Origin of the sequence: Sediminibacterium roseum (assembly GCF_009939005.1) — a bacterium.
Taxonomy (GTDB): Bacteria; Bacteroidota; Bacteroidia; order Chitinophagales; family Chitinophagaceae; genus Sediminibacterium; species Sediminibacterium roseum.
The window spans coordinates 213,507-235,565 of record NZ_JAACJS010000012.1; the positions used below are offsets into that span (position 1 = coordinate 213,507).

The 22,059-nt window shown below is 48.9% G+C and carries 17 protein-coding genes; 10 read left to right on the plus strand and 7 right to left on the minus strand.

The genetic code is table 11. The features are described from left to right. The first annotated feature begins 152 nt into the window (after positions 1 to 152). A complete protein-coding gene (locus GWC95_RS09235) occupies positions 153 to 2,513 on the plus strand; it encodes a TonB-dependent receptor (RefSeq protein WP_161818415.1) in 2,361 nt (786 codons plus the stop codon). 192 nt (positions 2,514 to 2,705) lie between these two features. Here the strand turns inward: GWC95_RS09235 and GWC95_RS09240 are convergent, their stop codons facing one another. Further along, the gene (locus GWC95_RS09240) at positions 2,706 to 3,131 is read right to left on the minus strand and encodes an EamA family transporter (RefSeq protein WP_161818416.1); all 426 of its coding nucleotides are present in this window, start codon (positions 3,129 to 3,131) and stop codon (positions 2,706 to 2,708) included. Positions 3,132 to 3,258: 127 nt separating this feature from the next. Between GWC95_RS09240 and GWC95_RS09245 the strand changes: the two genes are divergently transcribed. After that, positions 3,259 to 3,909, plus strand: coding sequence for a DUF1579 domain-containing protein (locus tag GWC95_RS09245; protein ID WP_161818417.1), 651 nt, complete (start codon positions 3,259 to 3,261; stop codon positions 3,907 to 3,909). Between the two features lie 72 nt (positions 3,910 to 3,981). On the opposite strand, the gene GWC95_RS09250 is transcribed toward GWC95_RS09245, so the two are convergent. The 3 genes from GWC95_RS09250 to GWC95_RS09260 all read right to left on the minus strand — a co-directional run bounded on the left by GWC95_RS09250 (position 3,982) and on the right by GWC95_RS09260 (position 7,446). Next, positions 3,982 to 4,926, minus strand: coding sequence for a hypothetical protein (locus GWC95_RS09250; RefSeq protein WP_161818418.1), 945 nt, complete (start codon positions 4,924 to 4,926; stop codon positions 3,982 to 3,984). 108 nt (positions 4,927 to 5,034) lie between these two features. Next, positions 5,035 to 5,910, minus strand: a complete 876-nt coding sequence (locus GWC95_RS09255; protein WP_161818419.1) for an alpha/beta fold hydrolase — start codon at positions 5,908 to 5,910, stop codon at positions 5,035 to 5,037. A gap of 153 nt (positions 5,911 to 6,063) precedes the next feature. Beyond that, positions 6,064 to 7,446, minus strand: coding sequence for an aminopeptidase P family protein (locus GWC95_RS09260; protein ID WP_161818420.1), 1,383 nt, complete (start codon positions 7,444 to 7,446; stop codon positions 6,064 to 6,066). 344 nt (positions 7,447 to 7,790) lie between these two features. On the opposite strand from GWC95_RS09260, the gene GWC95_RS09265 reads away from it, so the two are divergent. Beyond that, positions 7,791 to 10,061 (plus strand): S9 family peptidase, encoded by a 2,271-nt coding sequence (locus GWC95_RS09265; RefSeq protein WP_161818421.1) that lies wholly within the window; start codon positions 7,791 to 7,793, stop codon positions 10,059 to 10,061. Positions 10,062 to 10,321: 260 nt separating this feature from the next. Here GWC95_RS09265 and GWC95_RS09270 read toward each other — a convergent pair whose 3' ends face one another. Continuing rightward, positions 10,322 to 11,221: a helix-turn-helix domain-containing protein gene (locus GWC95_RS09270; RefSeq protein ID WP_161818422.1), complete on the minus strand. Its 900-nt coding sequence runs from the start codon at positions 11,219 to 11,221 to the stop codon at positions 10,322 to 10,324. A gap of 219 nt (positions 11,222 to 11,440) precedes the next feature. On the opposite strand from GWC95_RS09270, the gene GWC95_RS09275 reads away from it, so the two are divergent. The 3 genes from GWC95_RS09275 (at position 11,441) to GWC95_RS09285 (ending at position 16,512) form a co-directional block, all read left to right on the plus strand. Further along, positions 11,441 to 12,373, plus strand: coding sequence for a dihydrodipicolinate synthase family protein (locus tag GWC95_RS09275; RefSeq protein ID WP_161818423.1), 933 nt, complete (start codon positions 11,441 to 11,443; stop codon positions 12,371 to 12,373). Between the two features lie 12 nt (positions 12,374 to 12,385). Continuing rightward, a complete protein-coding gene (locus tag GWC95_RS09280; RefSeq protein WP_161818424.1) occupies positions 12,386 to 13,630 on the plus strand; it encodes an NAD(P)/FAD-dependent oxidoreductase in 1,245 nt (414 codons plus the stop codon). Positions 13,631 to 13,770: 140 nt separating this feature from the next. Next, positions 13,771 to 16,512 carry a glycoside hydrolase family 127 protein gene (locus GWC95_RS09285; RefSeq protein ID WP_237722118.1) on the plus strand — a complete coding sequence of 914 codons (2,742 nt, stop codon included), beginning with the start codon at positions 13,771 to 13,773 and terminating at the stop codon, positions 16,510 to 16,512. Between the two features lie 30 nt (positions 16,513 to 16,542). On the opposite strand, the gene GWC95_RS09290 is transcribed toward GWC95_RS09285, so the two are convergent. After that, positions 16,543 to 17,052: a GNAT family N-acetyltransferase gene (locus GWC95_RS09290; RefSeq protein ID WP_161818425.1), complete on the minus strand. Its 510-nt coding sequence runs from the start codon at positions 17,050 to 17,052 to the stop codon at positions 16,543 to 16,545. 80 nt (positions 17,053 to 17,132) lie between these two features. Further along, complete coding sequence (locus GWC95_RS09295) at positions 17,133 to 18,701, minus strand: glucuronyl esterase domain-containing protein (protein WP_161818426.1); 1,569 nt, start codon at positions 18,699 to 18,701, stop codon at positions 17,133 to 17,135. A 165-nt stretch (positions 18,702 to 18,866) separates the two neighbouring features. Between GWC95_RS09295 and GWC95_RS09300 the strand changes: the two genes are divergently transcribed. The 4 genes from GWC95_RS09300 to GWC95_RS09315 all read left to right on the plus strand — a co-directional run bounded on the left by GWC95_RS09300 (position 18,867) and on the right by GWC95_RS09315 (position 22,032). Continuing rightward, the gene (locus tag GWC95_RS09300; RefSeq protein WP_161818427.1) at positions 18,867 to 20,813 is read left to right on the plus strand and encodes a sialate O-acetylesterase; all 1,947 of its coding nucleotides are present in this window, start codon (positions 18,867 to 18,869) and stop codon (positions 20,811 to 20,813) included. A gap of 156 nt (positions 20,814 to 20,969) precedes the next feature. After that, positions 20,970 to 21,146 (plus strand): YtxH domain-containing protein, encoded by a 177-nt coding sequence (locus GWC95_RS09305; RefSeq protein ID WP_161818428.1) that lies wholly within the window; start codon positions 20,970 to 20,972, stop codon positions 21,144 to 21,146. 90 nt (positions 21,147 to 21,236) lie between these two features. Further along, positions 21,237 to 21,581 (plus strand): response regulator, encoded by a 345-nt coding sequence (locus GWC95_RS09310; protein ID WP_161818429.1) that lies wholly within the window; start codon positions 21,237 to 21,239, stop codon positions 21,579 to 21,581. Positions 21,582 to 21,690: 109 nt separating this feature from the next. Further along, positions 21,691 to 22,032, plus strand: coding sequence for a response regulator (locus GWC95_RS09315; RefSeq protein WP_161818430.1), 342 nt, complete (start codon positions 21,691 to 21,693; stop codon positions 22,030 to 22,032). Positions 22,033 to 22,059: the final 27 nt, after the last annotated feature.

The following is a 22,059-nucleotide window of genomic DNA, read 5'->3' on the forward strand; positions in this document are numbered from 1 at the left end:
GCAAACCACGCACCAGATCCACCCAACCACTCATTTCCACTTGCCGCTGCTGCACGCTACCGTTAGTTTTACAGCATCAGTTTTCTCATAACTGATATTTTTTGTTTTCGGGGATGGGTTTCCACTCGTTCCCCTTTTTTTAAATCCTGTATATGCGTGTCGCTGTTTTATCCGTCCTTTTGTTTGTTGCCAATGCCCTGCATGCACAGGACAGCTTGTCGGCAAAAGTGATCGACGCAAAATCAGAACCACTTTCTTTTGTCTCTGTCGTATTGCTGCAACAGGGAAAGACCATCGCATCAACCGCAACCAACGACCGCGGCTATTTTGTTTTGCCCGGTCTTCTTGAACGCGGAATTTCATACGCGATCCGGTTTTCGCTGGTGGGTTACGTACCTGTTACAAAAACATTTACATGGCCCGACTCAAGCGCGCTTTCTCCCGTAACCATGCCTGCCGGGCAAACAACACTCGGTAACGTAACCGTTACTACAAAAAAACCATTGGTAACGCACCGCACGGACCGTTTCATCATCAACGTAGAGAACAGTTTCCTGGCCAATGGCAATTCGGGTTTGGATGTGTTGCAGCGTTCACCGGGGTTGTGGGTGGATAACACAGGCAACATCCGCATCCGCGGCAACCAGTCGGTGATGGTAATGATCAACGATGTGGTGCAGCGCATGTCGCAGGACGAGCTGGCAGAATACCTGCGCACGCTGCGCTCAGAAGACATCAGCCGTATCGAGGTCATACCCAATCCGCCCGCAGAATACGAAGCAGCTGGCTCAGGCGGCATCGTTCACATCATCCTGAAAAAAGCAAGAAAAGATGGGCTGAATGGCTATGCATTCGGGCAATACCGGCAACAGGGGAGAGAACCCTCGGGAAACATCGCCTCATCGCTTGATTATAAATCGGGAAAATTATACCTGCTGGGTGGGTTTTCCATTTCAAAGGATGTAAGCAATTCATTCGGGCATACGGAAAACAGTTTTACAGATCAAAGCAGTTTCAATACCATCGGAACAAGGCACATTGATAACGCGCGGCAGCAGTACAGGCTCGGGTTTTCATACGAACTTTCAAAGAACAGCTCGCTCACCGTTCAATCGATGTCAAATGCCACGCAGATGCATCATTTCTTTTACAACGATGTAACCAGGCAGAATGCAGGCAAAACAGAAACGGGAACCAATACCACGGACTGGACCAGGAAACCACAACAGAACAGCACCAGCGCCGTTTATACCGCTAAAACCGATACGCTGGGTTCGTCGTTCAAGATCGTAGCAGATTATACCTCCGGTAAAAGGGATGAAGTGAATGCGTTGGAAGAAAAATACACGGATCCCGCGCAGAACAGCAGGCAGGTGAATACAACACCGAGTAAAACAAGTTTGTTTTCCATCCAGTCTGATCTCACGCAGGTGTTCGGGAAAGACTGGATCTTTCGCACCGGTGCAAAATACGCGCTTGTACACCGCGACAACAATGTGATCATCGAAGATGTGATCAATGGCGCCCCTGTATTGAATGCAGGCAAAAGCAATCATTTCAAATACAGCGAAGACATCGCTATGTTCTATACTGCTGTGGAAAAATCCGCGGGCAGGATGGGTTATAAACTGGGATTGCGGGGCGAACAGACCTATTCAAATGGGAATTCAATCACAAGCGGGCAGCGGTTCAGCAGGAAATATTTCGGTTTGTTCCCTTCACTGTTCATCACGCGTGCGATGAACGATGACCGCACAAGCGATGTTTATTTCAGCTATGCAAGACGTTTGCAAAGACCTGGTTTCGATGAGTTGAATCCGTACCGCCTCCAACTGAACAACGTGATCACCATGCTCGGCAATCCCGACCTGCAGCCGCAATACACCAATAACTTTGAGCTCGGCTATCATTTTGCAAAAGGGTGGACGGGCAGCCTGTATTATTCACGCACCACCGGCGTGATCTCCCAGGTATCGGTTCCCGTGGGAAATTTGTTCGAGATCAAATATTACAACCTCGACCAAACCATTTCATACGGTTTGAATTTTGACGCACCCGTGAAAATAAAAGAGGGTTGGATGCTCAACAACAGTTTTTCTCTTTTTCGCGCCTATTACACACTTCAAAGTGTTGATTACACGAACACCACGTTTGCCATACGGCATGGAGAAACGATACAGCTGAAAAAACTATTTGAGATAGACTGGAGTTCCGAATACAACTCGCCTTACGTAAGGGCAAACTCGCATGTAAAAGATTTTTTTTACCTCGATATTGGTTTCAGCAGAAAGATCATGAAAGGAAAAGGGAGGGTGCGGCTCTATTTCTCCGACATCCTCAACAAAACGCGTGAGGCTGCCAGCACCGCTTACCTGGGAACCTACACCGCGTTTTACCAGAAAAGACAAACGCAGAATATTTCCCTTTCGTTCTCCTATAACTTCAGCCTGGGCAGGAAATTCAATAACAAAAAAATAGAAGCGGGAAGCACGGAAGAAAAAAGCCGGATCTGATGTTAAGGCTTAGAAAAATTGAGGGCTACTGTTCGTGCCTTGTGTTATTTGTATTATATTCGGATCAATACGACCCGTTATGGATAATACAAATCAACCCAATAGAAAAGCCCGCGTTTCTAAAAGAGGGCTTTGGTTCGGCTTTATCGAATTTGTTGTACTCAGTATTGCCGATTTTCTTGGCTCGATGGGCTAGGCGCGTTTTGCAAAAGCGATCACCAGTGCGCCTGCTGTCATCAGCGCGCCACCTGTTACTACCTGCCATGTGATTTTTTCCTTGAGGAATATCGCCGCAAGCACGATGGCAAATACCAATGAAACACGTTCCAGCGGGTTTACCTGGGAGGCATCACCATCTTTCAATGCACGAAAAGTGAGCATAGATGAAACCGCGGTAACAACTCCGGCTATGAGCAGGTAGATCCATGTTTTTTTGTCGATCGATGCGATCTCAGGAAGACTGCCATTCACCGCCACCGCGATCCAGGTAACCACCAGGATCATCACCGCCTGTATGGCAAATGCAAGGTTAGAATCAACTTTCCTGATCCCCGCTTTCGACAACACAGTAACCACCGCAGCCGAAAACGCCGCGAGCAACGCATAAAGTACCCACATAGAAGTCGATTTTGATTTTCGCATAGTAATGCGGACAAAAAAAGCTTGCCAGTGCAGGCCACAGCTTGGAGTCTGCACTTGCAGCTTGCATCCGAAAAGCGTATCTTACCTGTCTAAACCTTATAACATGAAAAACATTGCCATTGCCATCTGCGCCGTTGCATTGTTGTTTGCTGCCTGTAAGAGCGGAACAACGGAGCCGGCAAAAACAGATTCAACCGCTGCTGCAACCGCTTCAGCCGATAACAAATCGGAATGGGTGCCGGTAGACTCGGCCACCGCCATGAAAGCCATGATGGATGCCGCCACACCGGGCAAAGAGCACGAAATGCTCGCCAAAATGAACGGAAACTGGAAAGCCGAAACCACCATGTGGATGGCGCCCGACGGGCCGCCCATGGTTTCAACCGGGAACGTGGTATACAAAATGATTCTCGGCGGTCGCTACCAGCAAATGCTCTTCTCCGGTAACATGATGGGTGCGCCGTTTGAGGGCATCGGAACAACGGGTTACGACAATGCAAGAAAAGTATTCATCAGCAGCTGGATGGATAACCAAAGCACATCTGTAATGAACCTCGACGGTACATGGGACGAAGCAAGCAAAACCATCACCTTCACGGGCAAGATGTTCTGCGCTCCCAACGGAAAATGGTGCGATATGAAAGAGACCTTCAGGATCATCGACGATAAGAACCAGTTGATGGAAATGTGGGGCCCCGATATGAAAACAGGAAAGCCATACAAGAATATGGAGATCAAACTGACAAAAAAATAATCACCGCCAATAACAGCAAACAAAAAGGTTGCCGCGTGTAAACGGCAACCTTTTTGTTTTCGGATCTTCTGTCTATTTCTTTGGAACAGGCGCTGGTATCGCTTTACTGTCGATCACCGTCAACCTGTTGCTCACATACCAGTTCTCAGCATTCAGCACAACCGAACTGTATTCAAGTGTAGCCGATTTGCCATCTTTTTCCCACCTGTAATGGCGTATTGAACCGGCCGCAGTAACGGTTGGTTCAAAACCAAACAGGTTTGTATAATAAGCCGGCCAGGTGGCAAGCGCCTGTTTTTCGGCATCGCTGCGGCTCAGGCCACCCACGGATACCGAGTAATAATCAAGCGTTCCCGTATAACCGTAAATGATGTTGTCCTGTAAATAAACGCCACGCAAACCTTTTCCCCTGCAGCCGGCGGTGTTTTCGGCAAAATAGCAGTAGTTGTCGTAGACCAGTTTGGATCCTTCCTTTTGCGTTTTGATCTTGTTTGTTTTTCGCTCAAAAAAAGGTTTGTTTTCCTTTTCCAATTTCTCTTTCAGTTCATCAAACGATACGCCGAATGGAAAACCTTCCCAGGAGATCGTTTTCATGGCTATCGAACCTTTCTCTGCATTTTCTATTTTCAACCGCGCATCTGAAACGATCTTATCGCGCGCCTCCCGTATCGTGTATTTCGCCTTCATCACTTCCAAAACTTTCTCTTCGGTAAAGTCTTTCAGATCAGGCGCTTTTTCAAAATCGCTGATCGACCTGAGCGCGCTATCGTAGTAACTGGGAACCGTTTTCGCGATCTCTGCCTCCGCCATCACCTGCAGGTAAAGGATCTTGCAGTTGGTAGACTCGAGTTTCTTTTTACACTCATCCAGGTAAGACAATGCTTTTTTCCAGTCGCCTTTTCCATACGCATCTTCTGCCAGCAGGTAAGCCGCTTTTGCTTCAACATTGCTCAGCTGCGCATGTGAACTTAAAAAGGAAAATAAAACAACAGGTAATACAAGAAGGAACTTTCTCATTGTTCAGTGCTCTTTTTGAGCAGCCAATTTATTTGTTTTTTGAGAATTCCGGGTGAAAAGTCTTTTTCGGCCGCACGCATATTATTTTGTTCAATAATACGAGTGCTGTTATTGAAGCCATTCCTTTAAATGATTTCTTATCACTTCAGGCTTTTCCAACACGAAGAGATGTGCGGCGCTGTCAACAACTCGAACCTGCGTATTTTTTATTTTGTTCCGCAAAAATTCCGAAACCTGCCTGGTAAAAGGTATATCAAGCCTCCCGTACAATACCAGCAAGGGTTTACGTACCTGTGAAATACGTTTGGCGGCCACCCGTTTGTCGAACAAGGGCCCCGTTACATTCTTTCTTTTTACTTTGCCGGAAGCGGTGTTGGTCACATACGCACGCACAGCCGCATCCACGGGCGCCGTTTCGCGGTAGGGGCCATCGAGCCAATAATGAATGAAGTTCTCAACCACCAGATCTGGTTCATTGGTGTTGAAATAACTGTCGGGCCTTACGTATACGCGTTTTCCCATCGTATCGCTTTTCATTACGTCTTCCCATCCATTGACGGCCGGTGAGCACAGCACCAGCTTCGAAACTTTTTCAGGATGCGCCAATGCAAAATCGATCACGCACGAGGCGCCAAGCGAGATCCCCGCAAACGAAGCTTTCGGAACATTGAGCACACGCATTACGCGGTAGATCACTTCTGCAATGCGGATACTGGTATCAACACCGGCCGATTGCCCATGACCCGGAAGATCAAGCTGTATTACGCGATGGTCTTTCGCAAGTGAATCGGCCTGCCTGTCCCATATATGCATGTCCAGGAAACCCGGGTGCAGAAGAACAACCGCCGGCCCCTTGCCCTGGTCGCAGTAATATATTTTTAATTTACCCGCAGAAAGATAGCCAAAGGTTTTTGGCGCGGCCGCCTGCGCAAAACTTTGCAGGACAGCGATCGTGCACAAACCAATCAACAATATGCGGTTCATAGGCAGGCGGTTATTGCTGTTAAACATAAGCATATTAACGATACGGGCATGAACATCACCGCGGGGAGAAGTGAAACCTATGCATCCGTTTGTAAACGTTTGTAAAACAGATGTCAACCGTTTACAAGCAATGGTTGACAAGTTGTCTGTCTGTCATCTCATCGCCTCAATTCCCAAACGATCCCTTACCAGTTCTTTACCCAGCAAACGGCTGCCTTTCCCGGTGATCACGTAATCATCTTCGATCCGGATGCCGCCCAGGGTTCTGAAGGGTTCCAGCTTATCGTAATTGATAAAACCCGCATGCTTCTTTGTCGCGGCCCATTCATCCATAAGATATGGGTTGAAATACAAACCCGGCTCGATCGTAAGCACAAATCCTTCTTCCAGTTCTTTGCCAAGACGCAGGGATTTCAAACCGAACTGCGTGCTTTTTTTAACCGTGTCTGAATAACCAACGTATGCTTCGCCGAGGTTTTCCATATCATGCACATCAAGCCCCATCATATGTCCCAACCCGCATTGAAAAAACAACGCATGGGCCCCTTGCTGCACCGCTTCTTTGCTGTCGCCTTTCATCAACCCTAGCTCTTTCAGTCCTTCGGCAAGCACCTCACAGGCTTTGAAATGAACATCGCGGAAAAGGATGCCGGGTCTGAGCATCTCAACAGCTGCTGTATGTGCATTCAAAACGATATCGTATGCTTCCGACTGCATGGCGGTAAATTTTTTACCTGCAGGAAAGGTGCGTGTCATATCACCCGCGTAATGCATAGCCGTTTCTGCGCCGCCATCGCACAAAACCATCTGGCCGTTCTGCAATACATTTCCCGCGGCATGGTTGTGCAGGTATTGGCCATTCACGGTAAGAATCGTGGGAAATGCGAGCTGCCCGCCGCTGCTTACCGCAATGCCCTGCAGACGGCCGGCGATCTCCGATTCGTTCATGCCTTCCCTCGAAATACTTATGGCCGCCGCATGCATATCAACCGTAATGTCCACGGCTTTTTCTATCGCCGCTATTTCTTCCACTGATTTGAGGGAACGCTGCGCGATGATCGCTTTGACCAGCGGCAATGAAACATTTTCCATCAATTCCTTAACGGTAACGTTCATCCACGACGCCAGTTTTAAGATCAGTTCCGGCCGGTAAGGTTTTACGTAATGGATCTTTCTCCCTTTGGCAGCGGCCTTCTGCAGTAAAGCCGGCAGCGATCCCATCGGCCGCACATTGGCAATACCGGCACGCGCCGATTGCTCGGTGAGTTTGGTGAGCGGGCCCGTCCATACAATGTCTTCAATGCCCTGGTCATCGCCAAACAACATCTCTTCCCCGCTCTCCGCATCGATCGCCAGCACGAGGTAGGGGCGGTCTATCCCCGTAAAATACAGGAAGCTGCTGTCTTGCCTGAAATGATAAAGGTTGTCGGCATAATTCATACTGCTTTCCTCATTGCCCGGTAAAAGCACAATGCCGTCCGTCAGATCTTCCGCCAGCCGTTTGCGGCGCACGCTGTAAGTATGGGTTGTAAACATATCGTTGAAATTAAATTAATTTGGTATATAGCATGCAACGGTTAACATCTGCAAAGCCTGGGTTAATTATGGCAAACAAATTTAAAAATAAGAAAAGCATATTTGGAATGCACATACTTCAGGATTATCTGCACGACAAATATATTTGAACGCTGTTTTTAATTCACATGGGACAGGAAGTCCAGGAAATTTATTTCCTGGCTTCTTTATTTCAGGGCAGGCCTATATTCGGTTCCGCTGCTAAAATCAAACCACAACTAGTTAATATCTGCCAACACGCCGCTTTTGGCTTGGTTTACTTTCATGCTTTAGCCACGATCTGGTACCCAAAAACTTTCTGCCTGATGAAACGTTTATTTTTCCTGTGTCTTCTTTTGCTTGTGTCCATTTCCTCTTTAACCGCGCAAAAGCCCGTTGTTACCGCATATGCGCCTACGCGCGAAGAAATCGCGAAACGTTACAAACGCGCAAACGAACTGGATACGCTTGCAAGACGTTCGGTGTTCAAAAGCAATGTAGTGCCCAACTGGTCGGGCGCCTCTTCGTTCTGGTACCGGAACACTTTGGCTGACAGTGTTGCGGAGTATGTGTTTGTTGATCCATCACAGAACACCAAAAAGGTGTTGTTCGACCCCGTTAAACTTGCTGCTTCTTTAACACAGGCAACCGGCAAAACGGTTGATTCGCGGAGGCTGGCGCTGAAAGATATTTATGTGTACCCGGGTACAAACAGGATAGCGATCGCCACAGGCACGCTGTTTTTTGATGTTGACCTCGCTTCGTACCAGCTTTCAAAAATACATTCATTGCCCGTTGATACAACTTCCTATCCAAACCTTACCCGCGCCACAAGCCGCTGGCAGCGCGGGAGACAGAACCTGGTTTCGCCGGATAAAAAATATACGGTCGCCATCAAAGACTACAACATCACCATCACACCAACAGAAGGCGGCGCCCCGGTGATGGCCACAACAGATGGAACGCAGGACATCCCTTATTCCGACGTTACATGGTCGCCCGACAGCAGATACCTTGTTACCTACCGGGTAAAACGCGTGGTAGACAAGCCCGTTTATTATATTTTAACCTCACAACCCGGCACAACGCGGGGCGAGCTGAAACAACAACCCTACAAACAGCCGGGCGATGACTTTACTACCTACGAGATGCACGTGGTAAACATCGCCAACAAATCGAACAATAAAGTGGCAACCGATATCATCGATTTTTTTGACGCGCCAAGGCTGCGCTGGAACGATGGCGATCCCGGTCATTTTATGTACGAGCGCGTTGACCGGGGGCACCAGCGTTTCCGGATCATCGAAGTAAATGCGGATGATCTCTCCACAAGGAACATCGTTGACGAAAAAACGCAAACGTTCATTTACGAGCAACGCATCTTTACCTATTACCTTCCTGCAACCTCCGAGATCCTCTGGGTAACGGAGAAAGATGGATGGCGCCATATTTACCTGGTAGATGCAAAAAATGCAACCGTAAAAAACCCGGTTACAACAGGGGAGTGGGTGGTGCGCAACATCGACAGCGTTGATGTAAAAAAACGCGAGATCTGGTTCCAGGCAAGTGGCATGAACGCGGGCGAGGATCCATACAACGTACATTACTACCGCATCGGGTTTGATGGAAAAAATAGGATCACCCTTACGAAACCCGGCTTCAACCACAGGCTTTCGTATTCGCCGGATAAAAAATATTTCGTTGATGTTTATTCAACGCCGAACCAACCCACCGTTGCCGTGCTTTGCAACACAAGCGATGGTGAAAAAATAATGGACATTGAGAAAGCCGATGTATCCAGGTACACAAAGGCGGGATTCAGGTTGCCCGAAGTATTTCATGCAAAAGGCCGCGATGGCAAAACCGATATATGGGGTGTGATCTGCAGGCCCACAGATTTTGACCCGAAGAAAAAATACCCCATCATCGAAAACATTTACGCCGGCCCGCAGGATGCGTTTGTTCCCAAAACATTTTCGCCATTCGGTGAAATGCAAAGCATGGCGGAACTTGGTTTTATCGTGGTGCAGATCGATGGCATGGGCACAGCCAACCGCTCCAAAGCGTTTCACGATGTATGCTGGAAGAACCTTGCCGATGCAGGCTTCCCCGACCGCATCGCCTGGATGCGTGCCATGGCAACCAAATACCCGCAGGCAGATACGGGTAAAGTTGGATTGTATGGAACATCCGCAGGCGGACAAAACTCCCTCGGTGGCCTGCTGTTCCATCCCGAGTGGTACAAGGCCGCTGTATCTGCGGCGGGCTGCCACGACAACCGCGTAGACAAGCAATGGTGGAACGAACAGTGGATGGGTTATCCCGTAGGCAAACACTACGATGAACAATCGAACATCACCAACGCAGCCAAACTCAAAGGAAATCTATTGCTGATCGTTGGAGAGGCCGACACAAACGTTCCGCCCGAATCCACTTACCGCGTTGTAGATGCACTCATCAAAGCCAACAAATCCTTCGACTTCCTCGCCGTTCCCGGCATGGGCCACAGTGATGGAGGACCTTATGGGCGTGCGAAAAAAAGAGATTTTTTTGTGAAAAACCTGCTGGGCGTTGAACCACCGAATAGAAACAATTAAAAATTAGGAATTAGGAATTAGGAATTAGGGTATGAATAAAAATTCCTAATTCCTAATTACTAATTATTCATACGAGACCGCTGTTGTAGGCAATGGCTGAAATGCTTACGATCTCAGCATCTCCGGCCGTTAATGTTTTGCAGGCTTCGTGGATGCGTACTTCGTTTAGAAAAGAAACAAAGGTATGCAGCGTCCATTAAGAATTAGGAATTAGTACATGAATAAAAATTCCTAATTCCTAATTCCTAATTCCTAATTATTCATACTGTTGTTTCTTCATACGCACTCCTAAAATAATCCTCCTGGTATTCGCTTGGCGATTTGCCGACGATGGTTTTGAATACGCGGTTGAAGTTGGTTACGGTATTGAAACCGCTGTTGTAGGCGATGGCTGAAATGCTTACGCTCTCTGCATCGCCGGCCGTTAATTTTTTGCAGGCTTCGTTGATGCGTACTTCGTTGAGAAAAGATACAAAGGTATGCAGCGTCCTTTTTTTAAAGTAACGGCAGAAGGCCTGTGGTGTCATGAAAGCCTGTTGTGCCACATCCTCCAGCGTGATGGAACGCGCATAGTTGGCCATGATGTAGTGGTAAATATTGCTGAGCCGGATGCCATCGTGTTCACTTACTTCCGAATGATTGTAGATGCTCGACAGTTCTTTGAGCTTGGGTATCGAAGCGAATTTTTTGAACAGGTCTATCAATGAAACGAGCTGGTCCATGTTCTTGTGTTTAAGCACAAGTTCCATTTTGTGCGCCACATCGGGCACATGTTCTTCCGGGATGCTGAAACCGTTGTTGTGTTTTTTGAGGAACGCAAGCATGGGTTTCATTTCCGCAAGTTCGAGGAAGGGGCGCAGTTTTCCCTGGGGATTGAAGTGGATAGACAATGCCTTCACATTGCGTTTGCTTTTGGCATCGAAATAAACGGGGTCGCTTTTAAATACATGCGGTTGGTTGGCGCCGATAAAATAAATTTCATTGGGGCCGAAAACATGCATGTTGTTGTTCACCACCAGAGTGCCTTCGCCTTTCTGTATCCACGTAATCTGTATCTCATCGTGCCTGTGCAGGTGCTGGTAAAAATAAGGCAGCACATCTCGTTTGATGATGATGTTGTTGTCGCCGGGCACAGGCAATGTAAATTGCAATACTTTCATCTCGGGGTTAATTTTCGGTAAGCAGGAACGGAATTCAACAGATTTTATCCCTAAATTTCCAATTGATGCTAAAATTAGTTAAAATATTACCGAACTTGTGTTTTTTTAAACGGGTATTTGCCCGATCTCAACCGGTTAAAATACTATTACAAACAGGTAATTCAAAAGAAACCGCGCGCATGCGCCGTTTTTACATTTGCGTAAATTAAAATTTGTACTATGCCAAAAGTAACCTGGAAGGGTGTGTACCCTGCATTATTGACGCCTTTCACGAATGACGATGCAGTGGATTTTGATATGTTCAAAAAGAACCTCGATGCCCAGGTTGAGGCCGGTGTTGATGGTATCATTCTTGGTGGTTCATTGGGTGAAGCAAGCGCTTTGCTGAACTCGGAGAAGAAAGAACTGCTGTTGTTTGCAAAAAAGGTTTTGAACGATGCTATTCCTGTGATCATCAATATAGCGGAACAAACCACGAAGGCCGCCATTGCGCTTGCGCAGGAAGCAGAAGCCGACGGCGCAGATGGGTTGATGTTGCTGCCGCCGATGCGTTACAAAGCAGACGACCGCGAAACGCTTGAATATTTTAAAGCGGTTGCAGCGTCTACATCGCTGCCGATCATGATCTACAACAACCCGGTTGATTATAAGATCCTCGTAACACTCGATATGTTTGAAGAACTGGCTGCTGTTAAAAACATCGAAGCCGTTAAAGAATCAACACGCGATGTATCGAATGTGAACCGCATGAAAAACCGTTTTGGCGACCGTTACAAGATCCTCGGAGGTGTTGATACCCTCTCGCTCGAGAGTCTTTGCATGGGCGCAGACGGTCTCGTGGCAGGACTGGTAGATGCATTCCCGCGCGAAACCGTAGCCATGTACAGGTTGATCAAGGCAAACCGTTTGCCGGAAGCGCTCGCGATCTACAGGTGGTTCATGCCGGTGCTCGAACTCGATATTCATCCCAAACTCGTTCAATACATCAAACTCGCTGCTGCCGCAACGGGCATCGGTTCTACCAATGTGCGTGCGCCGCGTTTGCAGGTAACGGGTGATGAACTGAGAGAAGTACAGGCTACGATCGACAAAGCGATTGCCACACGCCCTGAATTACCTGAATATTTGAAACTCGAAGAGGCAGTAGCCTAACAAGACCAGATTATGAAAGCTGTTGTTATCGGCGGCGGGATCATTGGATTGAGCTCCGCCTATTATCTCCTGCGCGAAGGTTTCGAAGTTACGGTTGTTGACCGGACCGATCTTTCTGATAATTGCTCGCTCGGCAATCTGGGAATGATCGTGCCCAGCCATTTTGTTCCGCTCGCGGCGCCAGGTATCGTTTCGCAGGGGATCAGGTGGATGTTCGATGCGAAGAGCCCTTTTTATGTAAAGCCTTCGCTCAACCTTTCCTTGATCAAATGGGGATTGAAATTCATCCGCAGCGCGAATGAAAAAAATGTGAACCATGCGGCGCCGTACCTGCGCGATCTGAACCTGCTCAGCAAGAAATTATATGAGGACCTTGCCACGCAACCCGGTTTTGATTTTGCGCTGGAAAAGAAAGGCATCATCATGTATTACAAAACCGAAAAGGTGGCAGAAGAAGAGATCCATCTCGCCGAAACCGCGCGCAGCATGGGTCTTGATGTGGTTGTGCGTTCAAAAGAAGAACTGCAGCAGATCGAACCCGGCGCTGCCATCAATGCGATCGGTGGGGTGCATTACCAGTGCGATGCGCATTTATCGCCCGACAAATTAAACGCCCAGCTGATCAGTTACCTCAAAAACAACGGCGTTATTTTTCATACAGGAGCAAAGGTTAACAGGATCGTTGTTGAAAACAATACCATTAAAAATGTGATCGCAGGCAGTTCCGAGATCAGGGGCGATGTTTTTGTAATGGCCGCCGGATCGTGGATGCCCGAACTCATGAAACTGGCAGGCATCGATCTTTCACTTGTTCCCGGGAAAGGATATTCTTTCACGATCGATAACCCGGTAAAAAAACTGAATGTTCCCGCGATCCTCTGCGAGGCGCGTGTTGCCATCACACCAATGGGCGGACGCATGCGTTACGGCGGAACGATGGAGATCAACGCCATCAACCAACAGGTGAACATGAAACGCGTGCAGGGTATTGTTGAATCCGTGGCGGATTATTTACCCGGCCTTGACCTTGAAATGCCCGCGAAAGAAGACGTATGGTACGGTTTCCGCCCATGCTCCCCGGATGGCCTGCCCTATATCGGCTACGGTAATAAAATAAAAAACATGTTATATGCCGGTGGGCATGCGATGATGGGATTGAGCCTTGGGCCGGCAACGGGCAAACTCATCGCCGAGCTTGCAACGAACCGCGCGCCCTCTGTTAAAACCGATGCTTTTTACCCGGAGCGGTTTATGTAACACGATGCGTTGCTTCTTACTTCTTATGCTCTCGCAAACTGGTTAAAATACGTCCATGCTCAGTTAAAAAGAGAACGTGATCAGCGAAGGATAACGAATAGTTTTAGAACTGAATTTTTCCATCACCACAATTCATCCAGATGAAACTGTTCCGTTCTATAATGCTGTTGCTTGTATTGGCCTCCGTATCTGTTGCCGCACAGGAAAACAAACCCATTACTACCAGGCCCAATCTCGCAATGGTTGCAACCGTTACCACATCCGCAAGGAGCGGGCAGCCTGTGAGCACACTGAACGATGGCGCCGCACCGGTGGTTGTAAACAATACAAGGCCACGCACACCACCGAGAAACCCGCGCAGCAATGTTTGGGTGCAATACGAATGGCCAAGGGCCGTAAGCACAAAAGAAGTTGGCGTTTTTTTCTGGGACTACAACGGTAATATCCGTTTACCCGAAGGCTACCGTTTACAGTACTGGAACGGGACTAGTTTTGTTGCCCTGCCCAATACGCAAGGGCTCGCAATGGTGAACAACCGGCTCAACAGCACATCTTTCGACGAGATAAAAACAACCCGCATGCGGCTGGAACTGGATTCAGCGGAATGGGGCATTACCAGTGTACTGGAATGGGTTGTTTACAAAACAGACAATTCTCCCAATCCCCCGCCATTGGTAAATGCAGGAGCAGACAGGGATGTGATGATCGGCGGTAAAACATACCTGGCAGCAGCGGTGCAGTCGGTAGGCAAACTTTCAAAAGTTGAATGGAAGAAGATCTCCGGCCCCGGAACAGTTGCATTCACCAATCCTTCAGAACTCAATGGCAGCGCCACTTTCAGCGCCCTGGGCGATTATGTGCTGGAACTTAAGGCGGCGGAAACAGAAAACAACGCATCATCCGGCCGGATCAAAGTGAAGGTGCATCAACCACCAACGGGCAAACGGCTGGATGTTGTGTACACAAAAAGATATTCCATCGACAACAAATTATGGAACGACCGCGCGAAAGCGATGATCGTGAACTGGATCCCGTACTGCATCGACCAGAACGAAAGAACCGACCTTACCATTGGCCAGGGCGGTATCGACAATTTCATCGAGGCCGCAAAGGCCATACGTGGTGAACTGCATGCCAGGCACAAGGGATATGTTTTCTCCAATGCGTGGGTGCACCAGACGGTTGAATCGATCTGTATCGCTTTGATGGTGGATCCGAAAGGCGATAAGGACATGATCGCTGCGCAGGATAAAATGCGGGCAACACTCAACAGGTGGATCCCGATCATACTTGCGGCGCAGGAACCCGATGGTTACCTTCATACTGCATTCACGTTGCGCGATACTGCGCGGTGGAAGGAAAGATGGTCGCCCAGGAACAGGGGAGACCACGAAGGTTATGTAGCAGGTTATTTTATTGAATCTGCCATCAACCATTACACATTGACAGAAGGCAAAGACAGGCGCCTGTACGATGCGGCAAAAAAACTCGCCGATTGCTGGGTGCGCAACATCGGCCCGGGAAAAAAAGAATGGTACGACGGCCACCAGGAAATGGAGCAGGCGCTTGTACGTTTCGGAAGATTTGTAAATGATATGGAAGGAAACGGGAAAGGAGACAGCTATGTTAAACTTGCAAAATTCTTACTCGACAGCCGCAAGGATGGCAGTGAATACGACCAGAGCCATGTTCCGGTGCAACAACAATACGAAGCGGTAGGGCATGCGGTTCGCGCCACGTACAACTATTCTGCAATGGCCGATGTTGCTGCAGAAACCGGCGATGTGGATTACCAGAGCGCGGTGATGTCGTTGTGGAACAATCTTACCAACAAGAAATATTATGTCACAGGCGGCATCGGAAGCGGCGAAACATCCGAAGGTTTTGGCGGTAATTATTCATTGCGCAACAATGCCTATTGCGAATCGTGTTCGAGTGCGGGATTGATCTTTTTTCAGTATAAAATGAACCTTGCCTACCACGATGCAAAGTATGTTGACAATTACGAAGAGACTATGTACAACGCTTTGCTTGGTTCGCTCGACCTGGAAGGAAAGAATTTTTATTATACCAACCCTTTGTCGTCATCGCAGCCGCGGGATCCCTGGCATGTTTGCCCATGCTGCGTTGGAAACATCCCGCGCACATTGCTGATGATCCCTACATGGACATACGTTACGGGCGACAAAGCGCTGTATGTAAACCTCTTCATTGGAAGTACGATCAATGTAGAGCGGGTGGCGGGAACCGATGTGCAGATGATCCAGAAAACAAATTATCCATGGAACGGTAATGTTGCGATCACTGTGAACCCAAAAGCATCAAAGGAGTTTACTTTGTATGTTCGCGTGCCAAACCGCACCACCAGTGCGTTGTACAGGCCCGATAAAGAAGTGAAAGGTTTGAAGTGGATCAAGGTGAACGGGAAAACGGTTACGCCAACGATCGACAAAGGATACGCAATGATCAAACGTACCTGGAAGGCAGGCGATAAAGTTGAATTTGAAATGCCGATGGAAGTGCAGAAGTTCACCGCAGACGAGCGGATTGAAGCCAACAAAGACAGGGTGGCGCTGCGTTACGGCCCGCTGGTGTATAACGTTGAGAAAGCAGACAAACAGGACATTGAAAAAGAAATAGGGAAGGCGCCGCTGACAACCGAATGGAAAGACGACCTGCTGCGGGGTATAATGGTGATCAAAGGGCAATGGGCCGATGGCACGCCGTTGGTGGCCATTCCTAATTACGCCCGCAACAACCGCATTGAACAGGCGCCCGTAACAGAACCTGCAAAAACAACAACGCCAACACAGGCCGCCGAGCCGCCCCAACGCATCACGCGAACAGTAAGTTCGGTAGTATGGATCAAGGAAGGGAATTGACCGGGCCGTAATTGTGTGGGGCAGAAGGCTTCACACAATTACCGTCCAGGGTATCAGTATTGACATCAGGTAATCATCGTAATAAACCGCATGCGGCGCTATGCGGTAGCTTTGCCTGATCGTACCTTCGATCACAAACCCGTGTTTTTCGTAAAAGCGAACGGCATTCGTATTGCTTACAGAAACTTCAAGTTCGATCCTGTTCTTTTTGCGTGCGCCAGCAGTGTTGATGATGTGACGCAGCACCATCGATCCATAACCTCTGCCGCAATGCGACGGATCGATCACAAACGTGGCGAGATAAAGCGTATCTGCCTGCCGGTATTCTTTGTTGAAAAGATGGTAACTGCCAATGATGCTCCCGTTCCCGGTTGCCACAATAAGTTCTCCTTCCGTTAACAGTTTCCGGTAAGTAATAAGAAATTCTTCCTTCGGTACAACGTCAAATGCAAGATGCGGGTTGGTGGATGGATGCATGTAGAGTGCATAGATCGCATCAAAATCATTTTCGTTGGAAGGGCGGTATTGGAGGGCGTTCATTGAACTCATTTTTTTGTTGGCCGGAAGATTTTGAAATTAAGAATTTCGTTTCAGAATCTTCCGTTCAGCAAATAAATCGATCAGCGTGTTGCATTCGTTTGTGTTCTTCCCATGTTCCTGTTGGCCCATCGGATAAACCATTTCATGTTTGCCTGGTCCTGGTGCCCCTGGTCGTGCTGGCGCCACGCGAGTTGCCCGTCGAGCAAGGGTGTATTTACCGGCGGCATTTTTTCCGTGTTGTAATCGTTCGATACCCCGAGGTCTTTTGCGCCGAGCAGTTTGAACACTACGCCCGCCGCAACGGCCGCCATGTAACTGCCTTGCTGGTCGAGCCATTTTGCATCGCCTTTTTCAGGAATGCCGTAACTGATGAAAATTGGTTTGGGCGCGCACATCGCGATCAGTTCATGCGAATCAACCGGGAGATCGTTTGCGGTTTTCTCTCCGAACTTTGATTCGGCCGCACCGTACTTCATGTAGTTGCCGGCCATCCAGTGGTATTCGCCGCTTCCTGTTAAACTCTCTACGGCCTCTCCAAAATTTCTGCGGTTCAGTTTTGCACCGCCTTGTCCTGACGAGCCCACCAGCGCCATTGAAAACTTAGGTTCATAGGCAAGCGTTACCAAAGCTGCTTTCCCGTAGCGCGATACGCCTTCGATACCAACGTTTTTGATGTCTACCATTGGTTCCGACGTTTCAAGATAATCCAATGCCCGCGCCGCGCCCCATGCCCATGCGCGGAGTGCGCCCCAGTCGTCTGGCTTGCGGGGTTGCCCTTTGTTAACCAGGCCAATGATGCCGCGGGTTAAACCAGCTCCATTGTCGGCCTGTATGCTCGAAGGGTTTACGATTGCATAACCCCATCCATCGGCAATCAGTTGCTCCACCGAAGGAAGATCGTTGTTCACGCCCGCAACGCCCGGCACATCCGGTGTTGGGGGCGGAGGTGGTGGTGGCGGTGCAAACGGGTTGGGTGGTGCGGGAACGCTTACCAGGTTGTAGGCGGGGTGTTCATCAAAGATCGCTTTCAGCGCAGTGTCTTGCGACAACAATGTTTTCAAAGCGTTGTTGAGTTTGGTCATTTGTGCAGGGGAGGGTTGGCTTGGTGCGGGCAATCTTCCAAAGCCAAACATCATCAACAGCGGCACGGGGCCCTTCGCATTTGCGGGAAGCACCAAAGTCATTTCAATGTTTACATCGATCAAAGGGTATGCTGAATTGTCGACATGCCCGATGAGTTGCTTCGCGATCACCGGCACACGGTTCACCACTTCCCTGTCGAGCAACTTCACTTCCCATGTAACCGAAGGTGTATTTTTGGGAACGCGGCCATACACTTCCCTGTCCATGTCTTCTGCAATCTCAGGGCGGCGCTGTTTCCACCACGTGTCTGCGCTGGTTACTTTTTTGCCGTTTTTCAGCGTGAGCACATCGGGCAGAACAGGATAGGGGTTGGCTTTCGATTCATCGTAATTGGCGTGGTTCGGATCCTTCTCATTTCCGCTGGGCCCCGGCCGAAGCCTGGTTATACCCAGTTGATCCATCATGTTTTTGTGATCCTGTGCCGTGGTAAAATTGGTAAGCGGCGGTAGATCCTGCGCATGGAGCCTGGCGCAGATCAATAACAAGGCAATGATTTTCTTTGTCATGCTGCAATCGTTTGGTGGCTTGATCCTGTAAAATACAAAATACAATCGGTTGTAATTCATTTTTTCCTAACTTCAGAATCATAGTTTTATCATTTCCGGGCATGTGTCTTTTTTTTGACCGTTATTTATGCAATCCGTTGCATAGCCTGGTTTAAATATGATTTTATGCGATTGTTATTGCCGTTACTCTTTGTTGCTGCGTTTGCAGGCAACACGAATGCACAGGTACGTCTTCCGAAACTGATCGGCGACAGCATGGTTCTGCAGCGCGATGTACCGTTGAAGATCTGGGGTTGGGCGGAACCGGGAGAAAATGTTACGGTTTCCATCAACAACAAAAAAAACACTGCAACCACGGCGCCCGACGGCAAATGGATGCTGACGCTTCCGCAGATGCAGGCCGGCGGACCTCATACGATGAAGGTGTCGGGGAAGAACGAGATCGTTTTGAAAGATGTATGGATAGGCGATGTATGGTTGTGCTCCGGCCAATCGAATATGGTGTTACCGATGGAGCGGGTCAAGGAAAAATATCCGGAAGAGATCAGCGGTGCAACCAATAACAGGATCCGCAATTTTTTCATCCCTACGGTTTCGGATGCATCTAAGCTCCACGACGACATCCCACAAGGAAAATGGAAAGCCTCATCACCGCGCAATGTGCTTGAAATGGGTGCGGCCGCTTATTTTTTTGCAAAGCAGATTTACGCGCAGCACCAGGTTCCCATCGGTATCATCAACTCGAGTGTGGGAGGAACGCCGGTAGAGGCATGGATCAGTGAAGAAGGTTTCGCCAATTTCCCGCAGGAGCTGCAAACGATCGCGAAGCTGAAAGACACATCGTATGTGAACGGCGTTGCAAGAGCCGTGGCAGAGGCGCGCCGCAATGCACCGCCGGTGAAACAACAGCCCGACAAAGGCACGAGCGGGCCAACGCCTTGGTACGCCACGTCCTTTGTTCCCGAAGGGTGGAAAACGATGTTCCTGCCGGGTTACTGGGCAGACCAGGGGATACGTGGATTGAACGGTGTTGTCTGGTTCAGGAAAGAAATAGAGGTGCCGGAAGAAATGGCCAAAGGGCCCGCCAAACTTTTTCTCGGCCGTATTGTAGACGCCGACCAGGCATATGTAAATGGCGTGTTGGTGGGAAACATCACTTATCAATATCCACCGAGAAGATACGAGGTGCCGCAGGGCGTTCTGAAGCCGGGAAAGAACATCATCGTTGTACGTGTAACCAATACCGCAGGCAAAGGGGGATTTGTTCCCGATAAAAATTATTCGCTTACAGCCGGTGCGTTGCGAATCGATCTTCGCGGCGACTGGCAATACAAAGTGGGGCAGGTGTTTGCGCCGGTTCGCCCGGACAACAACGGCGTGGCGCCGATCGTGATGCAGAACCAGCCAACGGGGTTGTACAATACGATGATCGCTCCGCTGGTCAATTACTGTTTGAAGGGCATGGTGTGGTACCAGGGGGAAGCAAATACGAACAGGGCGGCCCAATATCAATATCTCTTGCCTGCATTGATCAGGGACTGGCGCGCCAAATGGGGCCAGGGAGATCTTCCGTTCCTTTTTGTGCAATTGCCGGGTTTTATGGAAGAGCAATACCTACCTTCGGAAAGCGAATGGGCCGTGCTGCGGAACGGGCAGTTGAAAACGCTGTCGGTTCCCAATACGGCGATGGCGGTAGCGATCGACCTGGGTGAATGGAACGACATCCATCCCCTGAATAAAAAACTGGTAGGTGAGCGGCTTGCATTGGCGGCGGAGAAACTGGCTTATGGCAACAATACCGTTGTTTACTCGGGGCCAACCGTTAAAAGCGTGGAGCGCAACGGCAACAGGATCGTGATCACATTTGAACATACAGGCACAGGGCTGATCGCAAAAGGAGACAAGCAGCTCAATTATTTTTCCATTGCGGGCAAAGACAAAAGATACAGCTGGGCAAACGCAACCATCGAGGGAGATAAAGTGATTGTATGGAGCGACGATCTTGCCGTTCCGGTGAGCGTGCGTTACGCCTGGGCAGATAATCCCGACGGGGCCAATCTTTACAACAGGGAAGGATTGCCGGCTTCGCCGTTTGAAGTAACCGTGGATTGACGTCACCGCCGGCCAATGTTTCCAAACGTTTCCAAACGTTTTGGAAACATTTCTTCAACAACGCGGGCGCGCCCAAACAAAATGGGTAAAAACTTACCAGCCCGCCCGGGAACAGTATTTGTATACCGATTTATTATTCAATTAAAACATCAGTATATGAAACTCTTATTGACCATTGCAGCCGGGGTAGGCATTTATTATTTTCTCGGCACAGACAAAGGGAAAGACATGTTGAAGCAGGCAAAAAAAGCGGCGTGCGACCTTAAAGACGACCTGTTAAAAAAAGGAAAGGATGTAGTAACCTCCGTGAAAGAACACGCGGAAATGGCTTGATCCAACAAAAGCATTGCCCATAAGGCATAAACAACCGGTGACTATGATTGCCGGTTTTTTAATGATATTGCATAAAATATAAAACTGACTATGAAAAAGAACCTGCTGGTGATCGACGACGATATAGACGGAAGCATGCTCATCAAGGCGCATTACACAAAAAAGAACTGCGATGTAACCACCGCAGGAACATTGAAGGAAGGAATTGATAAAATGAACGAAAACCCACCGGATGTTCTTTTTCTCGACCACAATTTACCCGATGGCCTGGGATGGGCGCTTGCCGCGAAAATGCAGAAAACCTTTCCTGGCATGAAGATCATACTGCTCACCGCATTCGACGCTCCTCCGTACCCCGTAAGCGGTACAGACATGCAGTTCATCCGGCTCGAAAAACCGTTTACGCTCGACCGGTTGGATGAAGTGATCGCATAAGTACGAACTACGAAATAAGGACCGATTGTGCGGTCCTTATTTCGTAGTTGAAACATTGTCTACGATTTTCAACAAATTCTACTGGCACGGATTTTCGTCTTGGTTCGCCATGCAGCGCTATATCCTGATCATCGACGACGAAGTGGATCTGTGCATCCTGGTCCGGTCCCATTTGCGGAAGCTGGGGTATTCGGTATCTGTTGCCCACACTTTGCAGGACGGTATTCTCCAGATGCGTCTTGCAAAGCCCGATATATTGTTGCTCGATAACAACCTTCCAGATGGAACAGGCTGGGCAAAAGCAGAAGAGATCAATGAGCAGTTCCCGGGCATGAACATCATCCTGATCAGCGCACTCAGTTCGGGGCATACTTTTTACCAGACCATGCGGTTTCCTTTCCGCATCCTGGAGAAGCCCATCCAGCTCGCCGACCTGGAGAGTTACCTGTAACCCGTTCCTGTGAACCGGGTTATTTCT